Annotated in this window: 16 protein-coding genes; 5 read left to right on the top strand and 11 right to left on the bottom strand. The window is 61.0% G+C overall.

All coding sequences use genetic code 11. The features are described from left to right. Positions 1-378: 378 nt before the first annotated feature. Complete coding sequence (locus ACIQY3_RS21275; protein WP_403023127.1) at positions 379-1,575, bottom strand: class I SAM-dependent rRNA methyltransferase; 1,197 nt, start codon at positions 1,573-1,575, stop codon at positions 379-381. Positions 1,576-1,804: 229 nt separating this feature from the next. Here ACIQY3_RS21275 and ACIQY3_RS21270 point away from each other — a divergent pair, with 229 nt between their 5' ends. From ACIQY3_RS21270 to ACIQY3_RS21260, 3 genes are read left to right on the top strand one after another with little or no spacing between them, the layout of a single operon-like run. Continuing rightward, positions 1,805-2,617 carry an HDOD domain-containing protein gene (locus ACIQY3_RS21270; protein WP_403023190.1) on the top strand — a complete coding sequence of 271 codons (813 nt, stop codon included), beginning with the start codon at positions 1,805-1,807 and terminating at the stop codon, positions 2,615-2,617. Between the two features lie 25 nt (positions 2,618-2,642). After that, on the top strand, positions 2,643-3,455 hold the full coding sequence (gene mutM, locus ACIQY3_RS21265) for a bifunctional DNA-formamidopyrimidine glycosylase/DNA-(apurinic or apyrimidinic site) lyase (protein ID WP_054044464.1): 813 nt from the start codon (positions 2,643-2,645) through the stop codon (positions 3,453-3,455). Between the two features lie 54 nt (positions 3,456-3,509). Next, positions 3,510-3,833, top strand: coding sequence for a multidrug transporter (locus tag ACIQY3_RS21260; protein WP_403023123.1), 324 nt, complete (start codon positions 3,510-3,512; stop codon positions 3,831-3,833). Between the two features lie 153 nt (positions 3,834-3,986). Here ACIQY3_RS21260 and ACIQY3_RS21255 read toward each other — a convergent pair whose 3' ends face one another. The 5 genes from ACIQY3_RS21255 to ACIQY3_RS21235 form a co-directional block, all read right to left on the bottom strand. Further along, positions 3,987-4,238 (bottom strand): YfhL family 4Fe-4S dicluster ferredoxin, encoded by a 252-nt coding sequence (locus ACIQY3_RS21255; RefSeq protein ID WP_038358877.1) that lies wholly within the window; start codon positions 4,236-4,238, stop codon positions 3,987-3,989. A 149-nt stretch (positions 4,239-4,387) separates the two neighbouring features. Beyond that, entirely contained in the window at positions 4,388-4,867 is a 480-nt protein-coding gene (coaD, locus tag ACIQY3_RS21250; RefSeq protein ID WP_007945531.1) for a pantetheine-phosphate adenylyltransferase, read from the bottom strand. A gap of 115 nt (positions 4,868-4,982) precedes the next feature. Continuing rightward, positions 4,983-6,578: a GMC family oxidoreductase N-terminal domain-containing protein gene (locus tag ACIQY3_RS21245; RefSeq protein WP_403023118.1), complete on the bottom strand. Its 1,596-nt coding sequence runs from the start codon at positions 6,576-6,578 to the stop codon at positions 4,983-4,985. 137 nt (positions 6,579-6,715) lie between these two features. Beyond that, positions 6,716-7,261, bottom strand: coding sequence for a twin-arginine translocation pathway signal protein (locus tag ACIQY3_RS21240; RefSeq protein WP_403023115.1), 546 nt, complete (start codon positions 7,259-7,261; stop codon positions 6,716-6,718). A 28-nt stretch (positions 7,262-7,289) separates the two neighbouring features. Then, positions 7,290-8,720 carry a coniferyl aldehyde dehydrogenase gene (locus tag ACIQY3_RS21235; protein WP_403023113.1) on the bottom strand — a complete coding sequence of 477 codons (1,431 nt, stop codon included), beginning with the start codon at positions 8,718-8,720 and terminating at the stop codon, positions 7,290-7,292. Between the two features lie 146 nt (positions 8,721-8,866). Here ACIQY3_RS21235 and ACIQY3_RS21230 point away from each other — a divergent pair, with 146 nt between their 5' ends. Both ACIQY3_RS21230 and ACIQY3_RS21225 read left to right on the top strand, forming a co-directional pair. Beyond that, entirely contained in the window at positions 8,867-9,538 is a 672-nt protein-coding gene (locus ACIQY3_RS21230) for a TetR/AcrR family transcriptional regulator (RefSeq protein ID WP_403023110.1), read from the top strand. A gap of 33 nt (positions 9,539-9,571) precedes the next feature. Beyond that, entirely contained in the window at positions 9,572-10,426 is an 855-nt protein-coding gene (locus ACIQY3_RS21225) for a sulfurtransferase (RefSeq protein ID WP_403023108.1), read from the top strand. Between the two features lie 131 nt (positions 10,427-10,557). On the opposite strand, the gene ACIQY3_RS21220 is transcribed toward ACIQY3_RS21225, so the two are convergent. Genes ACIQY3_RS21220 through ACIQY3_RS21200 form a run of 5 tightly spaced genes read right to left on the bottom strand, consistent with a single transcriptional unit; the run spans position 10,558 to position 15,905 of the window. After that, on the bottom strand, positions 10,558-11,397 hold the full coding sequence (locus ACIQY3_RS21220) for an AraC family ligand binding domain-containing protein (protein ID WP_403023105.1): 840 nt from the start codon (positions 11,395-11,397) through the stop codon (positions 10,558-10,560). Positions 11,398-11,401: 4 nt separating this feature from the next. Then, a complete protein-coding gene (locus ACIQY3_RS21215) occupies positions 11,402-12,400 on the bottom strand; it encodes a hydrolase (RefSeq protein ID WP_403023101.1) in 999 nt (332 codons plus the stop codon). A gap of 55 nt (positions 12,401-12,455) precedes the next feature. Then, complete coding sequence (gene rsmD / locus ACIQY3_RS21210; protein ID WP_403023098.1) at positions 12,456-13,067, bottom strand: 16S rRNA (guanine(966)-N(2))-methyltransferase RsmD; 612 nt, start codon at positions 13,065-13,067, stop codon at positions 12,456-12,458. Continuing rightward, positions 13,067-14,557 carry a M16 family metallopeptidase gene (locus tag ACIQY3_RS21205; RefSeq protein ID WP_403023095.1) on the bottom strand — a complete coding sequence of 497 codons (1,491 nt, stop codon included), beginning with the start codon at positions 14,555-14,557 and terminating at the stop codon, positions 13,067-13,069. Before ACIQY3_RS21205 ends, rsmD begins: the two co-directional genes overlap by 1 nt. Beyond that, positions 14,550-15,905: a M16 family metallopeptidase gene (locus ACIQY3_RS21200; RefSeq protein WP_403023092.1), complete on the bottom strand. Its 1,356-nt coding sequence runs from the start codon at positions 15,903-15,905 to the stop codon at positions 14,550-14,552. Before ACIQY3_RS21200 ends, ACIQY3_RS21205 begins: the two co-directional genes overlap by 8 nt. Positions 15,906-16,021: the final 116 nt, after the last annotated feature.

The following is a 16,021-nucleotide window of genomic DNA, read 5'->3' as shown; positions in this document are numbered from 1 at the left end:
AGCGTCTCAATTACTTAACGGGCTTTGGGGGCGACCAGAAAAGCCAGGTTAGCGATTTTGTTGGTTTCCAGAGTAACTGCTTTCATATTTGAACTCCTTGTAAGTGATTGTGAGTGTCACTTCTTGGTGACAACTCAATCATAGTTTGTAATGAGTTCTTATCAAGGGGAAGTTCGGTAGGAATGTTCCATTAATTTTGTGGGAGCGATCTTCAGGTCTCAGATAATTTGTAGGTCTTATTCTTTAGAATAAAAGATGCACGGAAACTTCCTGCACGTCAGTAGGACGGCAAGTGTAAGAAACAGAAGAATTAAAAGGGGTAATTGTGTGTGGAAAAGCAAACGGGGAGCCTGCTGGCTCCCCGTCAAACCTGCGTTATCAGCTGTTTGGCAGCAGACGGCAGGTAATGCTCTTGATGTAGCGGGTTTCGGCGATGGCCGGGTGCACCGGGTGATCCGGGCCTTGACCGCCACGTTCCAGCATCTGGATGTTGCGGTCCAAGTGACGGGCGCTGGTCAACAGGATGTTCTGCAGGTCATCTTCCGGCAGGTGCATCGAGCACGAAGCGCTGACCAGGATGCCGTCCTTGCTGAGCAGGCGCATGGCTTGCTCGTTCAGGCGACGGTAGGCGCCTTCACCGTTCTTCATGTCTTTCTTGCGTTTGATGAACGCCGGCGGGTCGGCCACGATCACGTCGAAACGCTCTTCGCTGGCTTTCAACTCTTTCAGGGCTTCGAACACGTCGCCTTCGATGCAGGTCATTTTCTCGGCGACGCCGTTCAACGCAGCGTTGCGCTCGACACCGTCGAGGGCGAAGGCCGACGCGTCGACGCAGAACACTTCACTGGCGCCGAACGCGGCCGCTTGCACGCCCCAGCCGCCGATGTAGCTGTAAAGGTCGAGCACGCGTTTGCCTTTGGCGTAAGGCGCCAGGCGTGCGCGGTTCATGCGGTGGTCGTAGAACCAGCCGGTTTTCTGGCCCTGGATGACCGGGGCTTCGAATTTCACGCCGTTCTCTTCCAGCGCGACCCACTCCGGCACTAGGCCGAACACGGTTTCGACGTAGCGGTTGAGGCCTTCGGCGTCGCGGGCGGCGGAGTCGTTCTTGAACAGAATGCCGCTTGGCTTGAGCACTTGGGTCAGCGCCGCGATCACGTCTTCTTTATGGGCTTCCATGGTCGCCGAAGCGATCTGCACCACCAGGATGTCGCCGAAACGGTCGACGACCAGGCCCGGCAGCAAGTCGGAATCACCGTAGACCAAGCGATAGAACGGCTTGTCGAACAGGCGATCACGCAGGGACAGGGCGACGTTCAGGCGATGCACCAGCAGCGATTTGTCCAGCGGCAACTTGATGTCGCGCGACAGCAGGCGGGCGCAGATCAGGTTGTTCGGGCTCATGGCCACGATGCCCAGCGGCTTGCCGCTGGCGGCTTCGAGGATCGCCTGGTCACCGGCCTTGAAGCCGTGCAACGGGGTGGCGGCCACGTCGATTTCGTTGCTGTAGACCCACAAGTGGCCGTTTCGCAGGCGTCGGTCGGCGTTGGCTTTGAGGCGCAGGCTAGGCAGGGACATGACGTCGCTCCGGAAAAAAGAGCGGGAGTATAGCGTGTTGCGCAAGGCCCCGGCTCGGCAGATAGACCTGTGGCGATACCGGGCATTGGATGAAATTTTCGGCGATCTGCCAGCCAGTGTGTCGGATCCAACTTTATAAAGGTTAGAATCGGCGCCTGTCCCAGAGTGTGTACTTATGTCCCAAGAGCTGACTTCCGAACAGATTCAACAGTCCCTGCAAGGCATCAGCGTGCCGGCCCAGCCGCAGATCATGGTGGATCTGCAGATGGAGCAGTACATGCCTGATCCGGACCTGGAAGTGATCGCGAAGCTGATCGCCCAGGACCCGGGCCTCTCCGGGGCATTGCTGAAAATCGTCAACTCGCCGTATTACGGCTTGAGCAACAAGATCGCCTCGATCCAGCGTGCGGTGAACCTGCTGGGCAGCCGTTCGATCATCAACCTGATCAACGCGCAGTCGATCAAGGGCGAGATGAACGACGACACCATCGTCACCCTGAACCGTTTCTGGGACACGGCCCAGGATGTGGCGATGACCTGCCTGACCTTGGCCAAGCGCATCGGCTCCCAGGCCGGCGACGAGGCGTATGCGTTGGGCCTGTTCCACGACTGCGGCGTGCCGCTGATGCTCAAGCGTTTCCCGGATTACATGAAAACCCTGGAAGAAGCCTACGCCAGCGCGAGTGCCGAATGCCGGGTCGTGGACACCGAGAACCGGGTCTACAACACCAACCATGCCGTGGTCGGTTACTACACCGCCAAGTCCTGGCGCTTGCCGGAGCACATCAGCGCTGCCATCGCCAATCACCACAATGCCTTGGCGATCTTCAGTGATGAGTCTTCGCGCAACAGTCAGCTGAAAAACCTGCTGTCGATCCTGAAAATGGCCGAGCACATTTGTGCGTCCTATCGAGTGCTGGGCAACCAGACCGAGGACCACGAGTGGAACAGCATCGGGCCGTTGGTGCTCGATTATGTCGGCCTCTCGGATTACGATTTCGAGACCCTCAAACAAACGATTCGTGACCTCGGCGCTCACTGAGTACCCGGTCTTTCCTGAGAACAGCATGCCTGAACTGCCAGAAGTCGAAACCACCCGCCGGGGCATCGCTCCGCACCTGGAAGGCCAACGGGTCAGCCGGGTCATCGTGCGTGAGCGGCGTCTGCGCTGGCCGATCCCCGAAGACCTGGACGTGCGCCTGTCCGGCCAGCGCATCGTGCTGGTGGAGCGCCGCGCCAAGTACCTGTTGATCAATGCCGAGGTTGGCACCTTGATCAGTCATTTGGGCATGTCGGGCAATTTGCGTCTGGTGGAAGTCGGCACGCCGGCGGCCAAGCATGAACATGTGGATATCGAGCTCGAGTCGGGCCTGGCCCTGCGTTACACCGACCCGCGACGGTTTGGCGCGATGCTCTGGAGCCTCGACCCGCTCAATCACGAATTGCTGCTGCGCCTGGGGCCGGAGCCGTTGACCGATCTGTTCGACGGCGAGCGGTTGTTCCAGCAATCCCGTGGGCGCTCCATGGCGGTCAAGCCGTTCATCATGGACAACGCGGTGGTGGTCGGCGTCGGCAATATTTACGCGACAGAAGCGCTGTTCGCCGCCGGCATCGACCCGCGCCGCGAAGCCAAGAGCATTTCCCGGGCGCGCTACCTGAAACTGGCGATCGAGATCAAACGCATCCTTGCCCATGCCATCGAGCGTGGCGGTACGACGTTGCGCGACTTTATCGGTGGTGACGGCCAGCCGGGCTATTTCCAGCAGGAACTGTTCGTCTATGGTCGTGGCAGCGAGCCGTGCAAAGTCTGCGGTACAGAGTTGCGTAGCGTGACGCTAGGCCAGCGCGCCAGCGTCTTTTGCCCGCGCTGCCAGAGCTGAGACGTCCGACGGTCTATAGTCAGTGTTCTCACTGCCTAGCCGAAGGACCGTGCCATGAATTCGTTTCGAACCTTTGTCGTTGCCCTGTTGCTGAGCGCCGGTGTGCCGGCGCTGGCGGCTGAAAACGGCAGCGGCGACCCGCGCTACACCATCCAGAATCCACCGGCCTACGCCATGATCGGCGACTTGCTGATTGCCCGACCGTTGCTGGTGGCGGCAACGGTGATTGGTGCGGGGGTGTTTGTGGTGTCGTTGCCGTTTACCGCACTGGGCGGCGGCGTGGGCGATGCGGGGCAGGCGTTGGTAGTCGATCCGGCGAAAGCCGCGTTTGTGCGGTGCCTGGGGTGTATCGGGGAGGGGTTTGAGCAGCGGGAGTGAAGGCAGTTAGATTTTCGGTGTGGCGGACGGCGCCTTCGCGAGCAAGCCCGCTCCCACATTTGATCTGGGTTGTTAATCAGAGTGTGTGAACACAGCAGATCCCATGTGGGAGCGGGCTTGCTCGCGAAGTCGTCCTCACAGACGCCAAGTGACTCAAGCCTTACCAGTGATAATCCGGTACTTCTCCATCAACTGTTCTTCAGTCTCCGGATGCGCCTCGTCCAGCGGAATGCAATCCACCGGGCAGACTTGCTGGCACTGCGGCTCGTCATAGTGGCCGACACACTGGGTGCACAGGTTCGGGTCGATCACGTAGATCTCTTCGCCCTGGGAAATGGCGGCGTTCGGGCACTCGGGTTCGCAGACGTCGCAGTTGATGCAATCGTCGGTGATGATCAGGGACATGCTAACTCCAGCCAGGGCGGCAGGCCCGGGCGCAATAAACCAATGCGCGCAATTGTGCCGCATTGGCGCCCGCAGTGCACGCGGGCGCGATCAAGTGCAGGGGATCTCAGTCTGCGGCGGCTGCAAAAGATCACAGCCTTCGGCAGCTCCTACTTCTTGAAGCGTTCGGTGAGGGCGTCCGCCACCGCTGGGTGGACAAACTTGGTGATATCACCGCCCAGGGCTGCGATTTCACGGACCAGCGTCGAGGAAATGAACGAATAACGCTCGGACGGGGTGAGAAACAGGCTTTCCACATCCGGCGCCAATTGGCGGTTCATGTTGGCCAGCTGGAATTCGTATTCGAAGTCCGACACCGCGCGCAAACCACGCAGGAACACGTTGGCATTCTTCTCTTTGGCAAAATGCGCGAGCAGAGTCGAGAAGCCGACGACTTCAACGTTGGGCAGATGTTTAGTGACCTCGCGGGCCAGCTCCACACGCTGTTCCAGGGGAAACAACGGGTTTTTCTTCGGGCTGGCAGCGACAGCGATGATCACATGATCGAACAGGCGCGCGGCGCGTTCGACCAGATCGCCATGGCCCTTGGTAATAGGGTCGAAGGTACCTGGGTACAACACTCGGTTCATCGCGTCGTCCTGGCGGGAGTCCGTTGGGGACTCGGATGGTATCGCAGCCTTCCCGGTCGGGAAAGTCGCCTGTTAGGTAAGAAAGCACTATAGACGATGGGAATATTGCGGTTTTTCATGGATTTTTCAGGCGCTCGGCCAACGCCGTCGCCAGTTGTGCGGTCAGCCCGTACACCGACAATTGCGGGTTTGCGCCAATGCTGGTGGGGAACAGCGAGCCATCGTGGATCGACAGGTTACTGATCTGATGATGCCGGCCAAGGCTGTCGGTCACGGCATTCTTCGGGTCTTCACCCATTGCGCAACCGCCCATCACATGGGCGCTGCCCAGGCGCGTGCGATACAGCTCAAGGCTCAAACCGTCGATCAGGGTGCGGGCCTCGGCCATGGTTTTCACGTAGCGCGCGTCGGCGTGCATCGGCATCACCGCTTTGGCGCCACCGGCAAACTGGATCTCGGCCATGCTGTGGAACGCCCGACGCAAGCCGTCCCAGGCGTAAGGTGAAACCTGATAGTCGAGCACCGGCGTGTTATCGCCGCGCAACTCGACGCTGCCGCCAGGGCTGTCCGGGTGGAAACCGTCCCGCAGCAACGCGAGCATGGCGTGGGTGTGGGGCAGGTTTTCCATGTGCTGCGAGTTTTCCTGGCCGAAGCCGCCGAGCAACGTCGCCGCCAACGCCGGTTGCAGGGGTGGGACTTCAAGCTTGTAGGACATTTTGCCGGTGGTGCCGTCCTGCCATTGGAAATGGTCGGAATAGATCGACTGCGGCGCCCCATAAAAAGGGTTGATCACCTCGTCGAACAGCCCGGCGGACATGTTCACCAGATGCAGGAACGTCCGGATGCCCAGGCGTTTGTGCGGGTCGGGCGCATCGGAACGCAACAGCAGCGCCGGGCTGTTGATCCCGCCGCCGGCCAGCACGTAATGCCGCGCCTTGACCGTGATGGTGCGACCGGTGGGCGCGACGCAACGCTCGTCCATCGCCACGCAATCAAGGCCGGTGACCTTGCCGTCCTTGATCGACAGTTTCTCGGCGCGGGCCAAGTAGAGCAGCTCGCCGCCCTTTTCCAGAGTCGCCGGAATGGTGGTCACCATCATCGATTGCTTGGCGTTGGTCGGGCAGCCCATGCCGCAGTAGCCGAGGTTCCAGCAGCCGCGAACATTGCGCGGGATCACGTGCCAGCTATAGCCGAGTTGCTCGCAGCCTTTGCGGATCACGTCATTGTTGGCGTTGGGCGGAACCCTCCACGGTGCGACGCCGAGGCGTTGTTCCATTTTTTCGAACCACGGCGCCATCTCGGCGGGGCTGTGACCTATGACGTTGTGTTCCTTGGCCCAGTGTTCCAGGGTCGGGTCCGGGGTGCGGAAGCTTGAGGTCCAGTTGATCAACGTGGTGCCGCCCACTGCCCGGCCCTGAAGAATGGTGATCGCGCCGTCCTTGCTCATGCGGCCGATGCCTTCCTGATAGAGGCTGGCGTAGGCCTGGTCTTCGAGCATCTTGAAGTCGCTGCTGGTTTTCAGCGGGCCTTCTTCAATCAGCAGCACCTTGTAGCCAGCGGCGCTGAGGATTTCCGCCGTGGTCCCGCCGCCGGCGCCGCTGCCGATGATGGCTACGTCGGCTTCCAGGGTCAGGTCCTGGGTCAGTTGCGCGCCGTTGTAGGTTTTCCAGCCACGGGCCAGGCCTTCGCGGAACGGATCGGGTACGGGCATGTTTGGGTTCTCTTATAGTTATTTTTGAGGGCTGTGGTGAATCGGCTGACGCCTTCGCGAGCAGGCTCGCTCCCACATTGGATCGCCTAACCCCTGTGGGAGCGAGCCTGCTCGCGAATGGCGGGCGCGCCACGGATTCAAACCGTGGGCGGCCCCGGATACCCGCAATGTGCCCAGGACTCCGCCCGGCTGTACCACGCCATCATCACCAACTGCAGCAATGAGCTATGCCCCATGCGCAGCAAACTCAACGAGCTGTTTTCCCAACGATCGAGGAAGTGCCGGATCTCATCGGCGGAAGCATTTTCCCAACTGCCCCAGATTCCGGTCAGCGGCCCGCGAGTCACGGCCATCCCGAGCACATCGAACAATTGCCGGGTCAGCTTGAGCATTTCCGGCGAGAGATGATTGAGGCCGTTATCCAGGGTTTTCAGGGTGCCATCGACCGCCGCCGGCATTTTCTCGCTGGCCACGGCGCCGTCGAGCATCACCGGAATCAAGGCCCGCAAAAACAGCAGGTCGCCGCTGCGCAGAATCGCAAAACCGTCAGCGGAAATACTCGACGAGCAACCAGTGAGACTGGCGCCCAACCCGGCCGTGGCCAGGAAGGCGCTGGCGCCCAGGCTGAACTTCAGCAAACTGCGCCGTGACAGCGCGGGTGTATCGGACAGGCTTGGGCTCATTATTGTTATTACCCGGCGGTGAGGAGCGTTAGCGGATAAACAGCTTCTGAATCAGTTTCTGGATCGCTGTACCGTACGGCGGGTAAATCAGCTTCGCCGCGTTGAAGCGCTGTTTGATCAGCACACCCTTGGCCTTGCTGAACGTCAGGAAACCTTCGTGGCCGTGGTAATGGCCCATGCCCGAAGCACCGATGCCACCGAATGGCATGTCGTCCTGGGCGACGTGCAGCAGCGTGTCGTTCAGGCACACGCCGCCGGAATGGGTTTCGTGGAGTACGCGATTTTGTTCGCGCTTGTCGTAGCCGAAGTAGTACAGCGCCAGTGGGCGAGGGCGTTGATTGATGTAGGCAAACGCCTGATCCAGATCGCTGTAGGGCACGATCGGCAGCAGCGGGCCGAAGATTTCGTCCTGCATTACCGTCATGTCGTCGCTGACATTCAGCAGCAAACTGTGGCCCATGCGCCGGCCCTGGCCTTGGTCGAACAACGGGATCAGCAGCGCACCTTTGCTGGTGGCGTCACTGAGGTAGCCGTTGAGCCGCGCCAGTTGTCGGTCATTGATGATGGCGGTGTAGTCCGGGTTGTCGGCCAGGGTCGGATAAAACCCGCGAACGGCCTGGCGATAAGCTTCGACGAAAGAGCCGACACGCTCTTCCGGCACTAGCACGTAGTCCGGGGCCACGCAGGTTTGCCCGGCGTTGAGGGTCTTGCCGAAAGCGATGCGTTCGGCGGCGTCCTTGAGGGGCACGTCGCGGGAAACGATGGCCGGGGACTTGCCGCCCAGTTCGAGGGTCACCGGGGTCAGGTTTTCGGCTGCCGCGCGCATCACGTGTTTGCCGATGCTGGTGGCGCCGGTGAACAGCAAGTGATCAAACTTCAGCCGGGAGAACGCGACGCCGATATCCGCCTCACCCAGTACCACGCAGACCAAGTCTTGCGGGAAGACCCGAGCGAGCAACTCCTTGAGCAGCAAACCGGTGGCCGGCGTGGATTCGCTGAGTTTGAGCATCACCCGGTTACCCGCCGACAACGCCCCCACCAACGGCCCGATGGCCAGATACAACGGGTAGTTCCAGGGCACGATCACGCCGACCACGCCCAATGGCTGATAAACCACTTTGGCTGACGCCGGTTGAAACGCGATGCCGACCTTGCGCCGCGACGGTTTCATCCAGCCCTTGAGGTGCTGGCTGGCGTAGTGAATGCCGTGCAGGCTCGGCATCAGCTCGGCGAGCAGGGTTTCGTCGGCGCTGCGATGGCTGAAATCCTGGCTGATCGCATCGATCAACGCCTGCCGTTCATTGCTCAACAGATCGCGCAACGCCTTGAGCCATTGCTGGCGCTGGGCGGCCGGTGGCATGGGGTTGGCGGCGTAGGCGACGCGTTGCGCCTCGAACAAAGTCTGGAGCTCGTCCAACGGCTGCTGTAGGTTCTGCAGATAAGCAATGTCGGCAGTCATGGTCGGCTCCGGATTTATTGTAATTAGGCACTTTTTAGAGTCTATGCTCTAGAAAGTCAAATGACTTCCTGACGCACCTTTGTTTTATCCACTCCCGGATAGGTCGTAAGATGCCCGTCATCGCACTCTGAATTAAAGCTCAAGCCATGGCCCCACGGATCAAAACCAGCGAGCGCATCGTGCAGAACAGCCTGGAGCTGTTCAATCAACAGGGCGAGCGCAGCATCAGCACCAACCACATCGCTGCCCACATGGAAATTTCCCCGGGCAACTTGTACTACCACTTCCCCAACAAGCAGGCGATCATCGCCGTGTTGTTCAGTGAGTACGAAACCCTGGTGGACAGTTTCCTACGTCCACCCCAGGGCCGCGCCGCCACAGTGGAAGACAAGCGCTACTACCTCAAGGAGCTGCTGTCGGCCATGTGGCGCTACCGGTTCCTGCATCGCGACCTCGAACATTTGCTCGAGAGCGACCCGGACCTCGCTGCCCGTTACCGGCGTTTTTCCCAGCGCTGCGTGATCCAGGGCACGGCCATCTATGTCGGGTTCGTCGAGGCCGGCATCCTCAACATGGACCGCGTGCAGATCGAATCCCTGACGATCAATGCCTGGATCATCCTCACGTCCTGGGTGCGTTTCCTGTGCACCACGCGGGAAAACTCCAAGCACTTGAGCGAGCAGGCGATCAAGCGCGGCGTGTATCAGGTGCTGGTACTGGAAGCCGGGTTTGTCACCGATCAGGCGCGCGACCAGGTCAATGCACTGTTCGAAGAGTTTTACGTGCCACTGGCCCAAGCCCTGGAAGAAGTGCAGTAGGATCAACCACCGACTTAAGCACAGGAGCCCGTTATGCCCATTGCGCAACTGATCAGCCCGCAAGCGTTGGACCAGAAAAAGGAGCAGTCGGGGCTGGTAATTCTGGATTGTCGTTTTGCCCTCGAAGACCCGGACTACGGTCAGCGTAGCTATGCCGAAGGGCATATCGCCGGGTCGAGCTTTGCCGATCTGGAGCGGGATCTGAGCGGGACGATCATCAAGGGTGTCACTGGGCGTCATCCGTTGCCTGAACCCGAAGACCTGATCGAACGTCTGCAAGCCTGGGGCATCAACGCGGACAGCGAAGTGGTTCTCTACGACGACGGTCCCGGTGCCTACGCGGCGCGGGCGTGGTGGTTGCTGGCCTGGCTGGGCAAACGCGACGGCGTATTCATCCTCGATGGCGGGCTCAAGGCCTGGCACGCGGCGGGGTTGCCGCTGAGTCTCGATGCGCCTTCCGTGTTGCGTGGCACCTTCAGCGGGACGCCGGATGCTTCGTTGTTGCTCAGCGCTGAACAACTCCAGCAACGTCTCGGCCAGCCTGCGCTGACCTTGCTCGATGCCCGCGCGTTGCCGCGCTTCAAGGGCGAAGTCGAACCGATCGACCCGATTGCCGGGCATATTCCCGGTGCGCAATGTGCGGCGTTCACCGAGAACCTGGGCAGTGACGGACGTTTTCTGCCGGCCGATCAGCTCAAGCAGCGGTTTGCGGCGAAACTCGGTGATCGCTCGCCGACGGAATTGGTGGCGTATTGCGGATCGGGCGTGACGGCGTGTCACAACCTGTTTGCGTTGTGCCTGGCGGGATATCCGTTGGGATCGTTGTATGCCGGGTCGTGGAGTGAATGGATCAATGAGCCGGCGCGGGGCGTCGCTACCGGCGAATAAACCCCCACACACAGAAGATCCCCTGTGGGAGCGGGCTTGCTCGCGAATGCGGTATGTCATTCAGCAAAGATGTTGACTGGCACATCGCATTCGCGAGCAAGCCCGCTCCCACATTGGGTTCTGTGTCGAGTTCAGTATTCGGGTAGCTGCCGGGCACTGCGATACGCCCCCGGCCCCACCCCATAAACCTGCTTGAACTGCCGGCTCAGATGACTCTGATCCGCGAACCCCAACTGCGTAGCAACCTCCAGCGGCAAACACCCGCCCTGTAACAACGCCCGCGCCCGGGCGATGCGTTGTTGCATCAGCCAGGTGTGCGGCGGCATGCCGGTGGCGCGGCGGAATACCCGGGCGAAGTGGAAGGGCGACAGGTTCACCGCCGCCGCCAGTTCCTCCAGCGAAGGGGGCGCCGCCAATTGCGAATGCAGCAAGTCCTTGGCCAGGCTCACCGCCCTATGTTCCTTGCCGGGTTTGCCGGCAATCGGCACCGCCGCGTGGCGTTGCAGCAGCGACAGCATCATTTCCCGCCAGACCGTTTGCTGTTGCAGCGCCGTGGACGGGCTCTCCAGCAAGCGGTGCAACTGGCAGAAACCTTTCACCAGATCCGGATCGCGATACAGCGTGGCGCCGAACGCCGGCAATTCGTTGGTCGGCAATTCCAGCTCGGCCAACAACGACAGAATCTGCCCGCTGTCCGGATAAAACGCCCGGTACAACCAGCCGTCCTCCGTGCCTTTATGCCCGGTGTGCAGCTCATCGGGGTTGATCAAGACCAGCGTGCCGCTGCCCGCCAGATGCTCGGCGCCGCGATAGCGATATCGCTGGGCGCCGGCCATGATCATGCCGATGACATAGCCGTCATGCACATGGGGCGCGAAGCGGTGTTCGATGTAGCGCGCGGATAACAGCTCGACCCCGGCCAGTGGTGCCGTTTGCCAGAAACGAATCGACTCGCCCTGATCGGTGTCCATGGCCTTACTCGCGACCCGCAGCGGTGAGCCATTGGGGAATGCGGCGTTCCAGGTAGTAACTCGGTTGCCGGAACGATCCGTCGACGAAGCCGACATGCCCGCCCTTGGCCTGCAATTCAAATTGAGTGCAGGCGGACAATTCATCAGCCAGCGGCAAGCTGTGGGGGAATACGAAGGGATCGTCCGCCGCCTGAATGATCAGGGTCGGCGTGCGAATTTCCCCCAGGAAATAACGACTGGACGCGCGGCGATAATAATCCTCGGCATCCACAAAACCGTTCAACGGCGCGGTGACCCGGCCATCGAAATCCCAGAAGGTGCGCATGTTTTCCAGGGGGCCCAGTGCGGCCAAAGCGGCCAGGCCATCCTCGCGCCCGTCATGCTGGAACTGGCGCTGCTTGTTCTTGATGTAGGCGACCATCTCGCGCATGAAATGCGCTTGGTAGACCTTGGAAAAACCCTGGCCGATACGGTCGGCACATTGATCGAGGCGAAACGGCACCGACACCGCCACGGCCCCGAGCACGCCGCTGTTGCTGCCGGTCTCGCCCAAATGCTTGAGCAGCACGTTGCCGCCCAGGGAATAGCCGACTGCATACAATGGCGCGAGGGGTCGTTTGGCTTTCAGGTGCTGGATGGCTTCGGCCAGGTCTTCGCTGGCGCCGGAGTGGTAGCTGCGCGGCAACAGATTCGGCTCCCCCGAGCAGCCGCGCCAATTCAGCGCAACGCTGGCCCAGCCTTGATCCCCGAGGACTTTTTGCAGGCCCGCCACATAAGGCGAGTTCGACGAACCGGTCAGCCCGTGTAATACCAGCACCAATGGCGCCGTGGCGGTGTGCGGACCGTGCCAGTCGAGGTCGAGGAAGTCGCCATCCTCGAGCCACAGGCGTTCACGGTCACGTTCGATATGCGTGGTTTTGCGCCATAGCGGTCCCCACAAGGTTTGCAAGTGCGGGTTACTGAGCCCGAAGGCCGGGGTGAAGCGTTCTGGCGGATGGGACACGATTGCTCTCGTTGCAACGGTGCGCAAACAGTGCGCACCTTTTCAGGCTAGTCGATTATTCAGCGATCTTTGCCGTACGTTGCCACAACGCGTAGTACACCCGTCCGGATTTCTGCTCACGATGCAGGCGCCAGTTACCCGGCAAACCCAGCGCCGATGGGGCGTTTTCGCTTTCAGTGTAGACCCAGGCGTCATCGGCCAGCCACTGACGCTCTTCGAGCAAGGCGCAAACCCCTGGCAATAGATCCTGGTTGAACGGCGGGTCGAGGAACACCACGTCGTACGCCGTCGCTGCCTGGATTTCCAGGTAGCGCAGGGCATCGGCGGTTTGCACCTGGCCGGTGGTGCAGCGCAGGGTGCCGAGGTGTTCCTTGATGCTGGACACCGCGATGTTGCTCGCATCCAGCGCCTGGCCCATGGCGGCGCCACGGGACAAGGCTTCGAGGAACAACGCGCCGCTGCCGGCAAACGGGTCCAGCACCTTGGCCCCGGCGATGTACGGCGCGAGCCAGTTGAACAGGGTTTCACGCACCCGGTCCGGGGTCGGACGCAGGCCCGGCGCATCGGGGAAGCTCAGCTTTCGGCTGCCCCATTCACCGCCGATGATGCGCAGTTGGTTCACGCCGTTATGCACGTTGTGAACAGGTTTTTTAGGACGAGTGGCCATTAATGCTCCGGAACCCCGAGCGGCTGCTCGGTGGGTTTATCAGATGGGGCCGGTAACGGCTTTTGCGGCACGGTCGGACCAGCGGTGACGATGACCATTTTGTCCGTGCTCAGGTGTTTGTTCAGTGCGGCTTTCACCTGCTCGACAGTCAGGCTCTGGGACTGCTGCATGAAGTCTTCCAGATAGCTCAGCGGCAAGTTGTAGAAGCCCATGGCGCCGAGTTGGCCGACGATATCGGCGTTGCTGGCGGTGGACAGCGGGAAGCTGCCGGCCAGTTCACGCTTGGCATCGTCGAGTTCTTTCTGGGTCGGGCCGGTTTTAAGGTAGTCCGCGAGTACGTCCTGCACCAGTTTCAGGGTGCCTTCGCTTATTTCGGCGCGGGTCTGCAGGTTGATCATGAACGGACCACGGGCCTGCATCGGGGTGAAACCCGAATAGATGCCATAAGTCAGGCCACGCTTCTCGCGCACTTCGCTCATCAATCGCGTGCCGAAACCACCGCCACCAAGAATCTGGTTGCCCATGGACAGTGCCGCGTAGTCCGGGTCGTCACGGTCGATGCCCAGTTGCGCGAGCATCAGGTTGGTCTGCTTGGACGGAAACTCGATGTGGCCGATGCTGGCCTTCGGTTCGGCTGGTTGCGGGATTTTCGCCAGGGCCGGACCTTTTGGCAGGGCGCTGGAGACTTGCGCGGCAATCGCCTCGGCCTCGGCGCGGGACAGATCGCCGACCAGCGCAATCACCACGTTGCCGGCGGCGTAGGCTTTCTCATGGAAGGCCCGCAGCTGCGCCAGGGTGATCGCCGGAACGGTTTTCGCCGTGCCGTCGCTGGAGTTGGCGTAAGGGTGATCGCCGTAAAGACGCTTCATCAGTTCGAGACCGGCCAGTTTGCCGGGGTTCTGCTTCTGGTATTCGAAACCGGCGAGCATCTGGTTCTTGATGCGTGCGAACGAGTCGGCGGGGAAGGTCGGCTTGCCGATGACTTCAGAGAACAACTGCAAGGCCGGCTCCCGTTTGTCCACGGCGCTCAAACTGCGCAGTGACGCGACCGCCATGTCCTTGTAAGCACCGTTGCCGAAGTCCGCGCCCAAGCCTTCGAAGCCCTGAGCGATGGCTCCGACGTCTTTGCCGGCCACGCCTTCGTTGAGCATGGCGTTGGTCAGCAGCGCGAGGCCGGGTGTGTTGCCGTCCTGGCTGCTGCCGGCGGCGAAGATCAGGCGCATGTCGAACATCGGCAGCTCACGGGCTTCGACGAACAACACCTTGGCGCCTTCGGCGGTGCTCCAGCTCTGCACATTCATGTTGCGATGGCTCGGAGCCTTGCCGTCGAGTTCAGCCAGGGATTGCAGTTTCTGGCTGGACTTGGCTTTATCGAGGGCTTCGCTGGCCTTGGAATCATCAGGGCGCAACAGGTAGACGGTTGCCGAACCGATCAATGCCACCAGGATCAGCCCGATCAGTGCCAGGCGCGGTTTTTTACGCTCACTCATGAGTCGTCTCCAGTGGAAGTACATGGGCGACGCTGAGACGTTCGCGGGTGAAATACAGCTTGGCGGCTTTCTGGATGTCTTCGGGGGTAACGCTTTCCAGATCGGCCAGTTCGGTGTCCATCAGTTTCCACGACAGGCCGACGGTTTCCAGTTGGCCGATAGAGGTGGCCTGGCTGGTGATCGAGTCACGCTCGTAGACCAGGCCGGCAATGACCTGGGCCCGCACGCGCTCCAGCTCTTCAGCCGATGGCGCGGTGGTTTTCAGTTGTTCGAGCAACTTCCACAGGCCGGCTTCGGCCTGGGCCATGGTTTTCTTCTTTTGCGTGTTCGGGCTGGCGGACAGGGTGAACAGGCTGTCGCCACGGGTGTAGGCGTCGTAGCTCGACGAACCGCCGGACACCAGCTCTTCGCCGCGCTCCAGTTGTGTCGGTATGCGACCGCTGTAGCCGCCGTCGAGCAGGGCCGAGATCAGACGCAGGGCGTTTACCGAGCGTTTGTCTTCAGCGGTGGCGATGCTTGGGACGTTGAAGGCCAGCATCAGGCTTGGCAGTTGGGTCTGCACATGCAGGGTGATCTGCCGTTCGCCGGGCTCGGCCAGTTCCAGCGGGATTTTCGCCGGGGGCACGTCACGCTTGGCGATCGGGCCGAAGTAACGCTGGGCCAGGGCTTTGACTTCATCCGGGGTGACATCGCCAACCACGACCAGCGTGGCGTTGTTCGGCACGTACCAGGATTTGTACCAGTTGCGCAGCTCTTCGACCTTCATGCGATCCAGGTCAGCCATCCAGCCGATGGTCGGCGTGTGATAGCCGCTGGCCGGGTAGGCCATGGCCTTGAAGCGTTCGTAGGCCTTGGACATCGGCTTGTCGTCGGTACGCAGGCGACGTTCTTCCTTAATAACCTCGATCTCGCGGCTGAACTCGTCGGCCGGCAGCTTCAGGTTGGCCATGCGGTCGGCTTCCAGTTCGAAGGCCACGCCCAGGCGGTCGCGGGCCAGCACTTGGTAGTAAGCCGTGAAGTCGTCGCTGGTGAAGGCGTTCTCTTCGGCGCCGAGGTCGCGCAGGATCAGCGACGCTTCGCCGGGGCCGACTTTCTCGCTGCCCTTGAACATCATATGTTCGAGGGCGTGGGACAGGCCGGTCTGGCCCGGGGTCTCGTAGCTGGAGCCGACCTTGTACCAGACCTGGGACACCACCACCGGCGCACGATGGTCTTCGCGCACGACGACCTTCAAACCGTTGTCGAGGGTGAATTCGTGGGTGGGTTGCGGATCGGCAGCCAGGGCCGAGAGGGGCAGACAAACTGTGCTGAGCAGCAGGCCTGCAGCGCGGCGGGCTAGAGCATTCATACGTTTTTAAACCTTTGGGACTGCCCGCTAGTTCTTAGCGTCGGCGGGCGAGAGGGTGCTAGGATACTGATCCGTTTTACTGGCGGCCACGCCTGTGAGCCTTTTATCGGTTCGCA

It is taken from the genome of Pseudomonas sp. NPDC096950 (genome assembly GCF_044762525.1).
Lineage (GTDB): Bacteria > Pseudomonadota > Gammaproteobacteria > Pseudomonadales > Pseudomonadaceae > Aquipseudomonas.
Note: the sequence above shows the minus strand (reverse complement) of the source record. Positions and strands in the feature narration are given on the sequence as shown.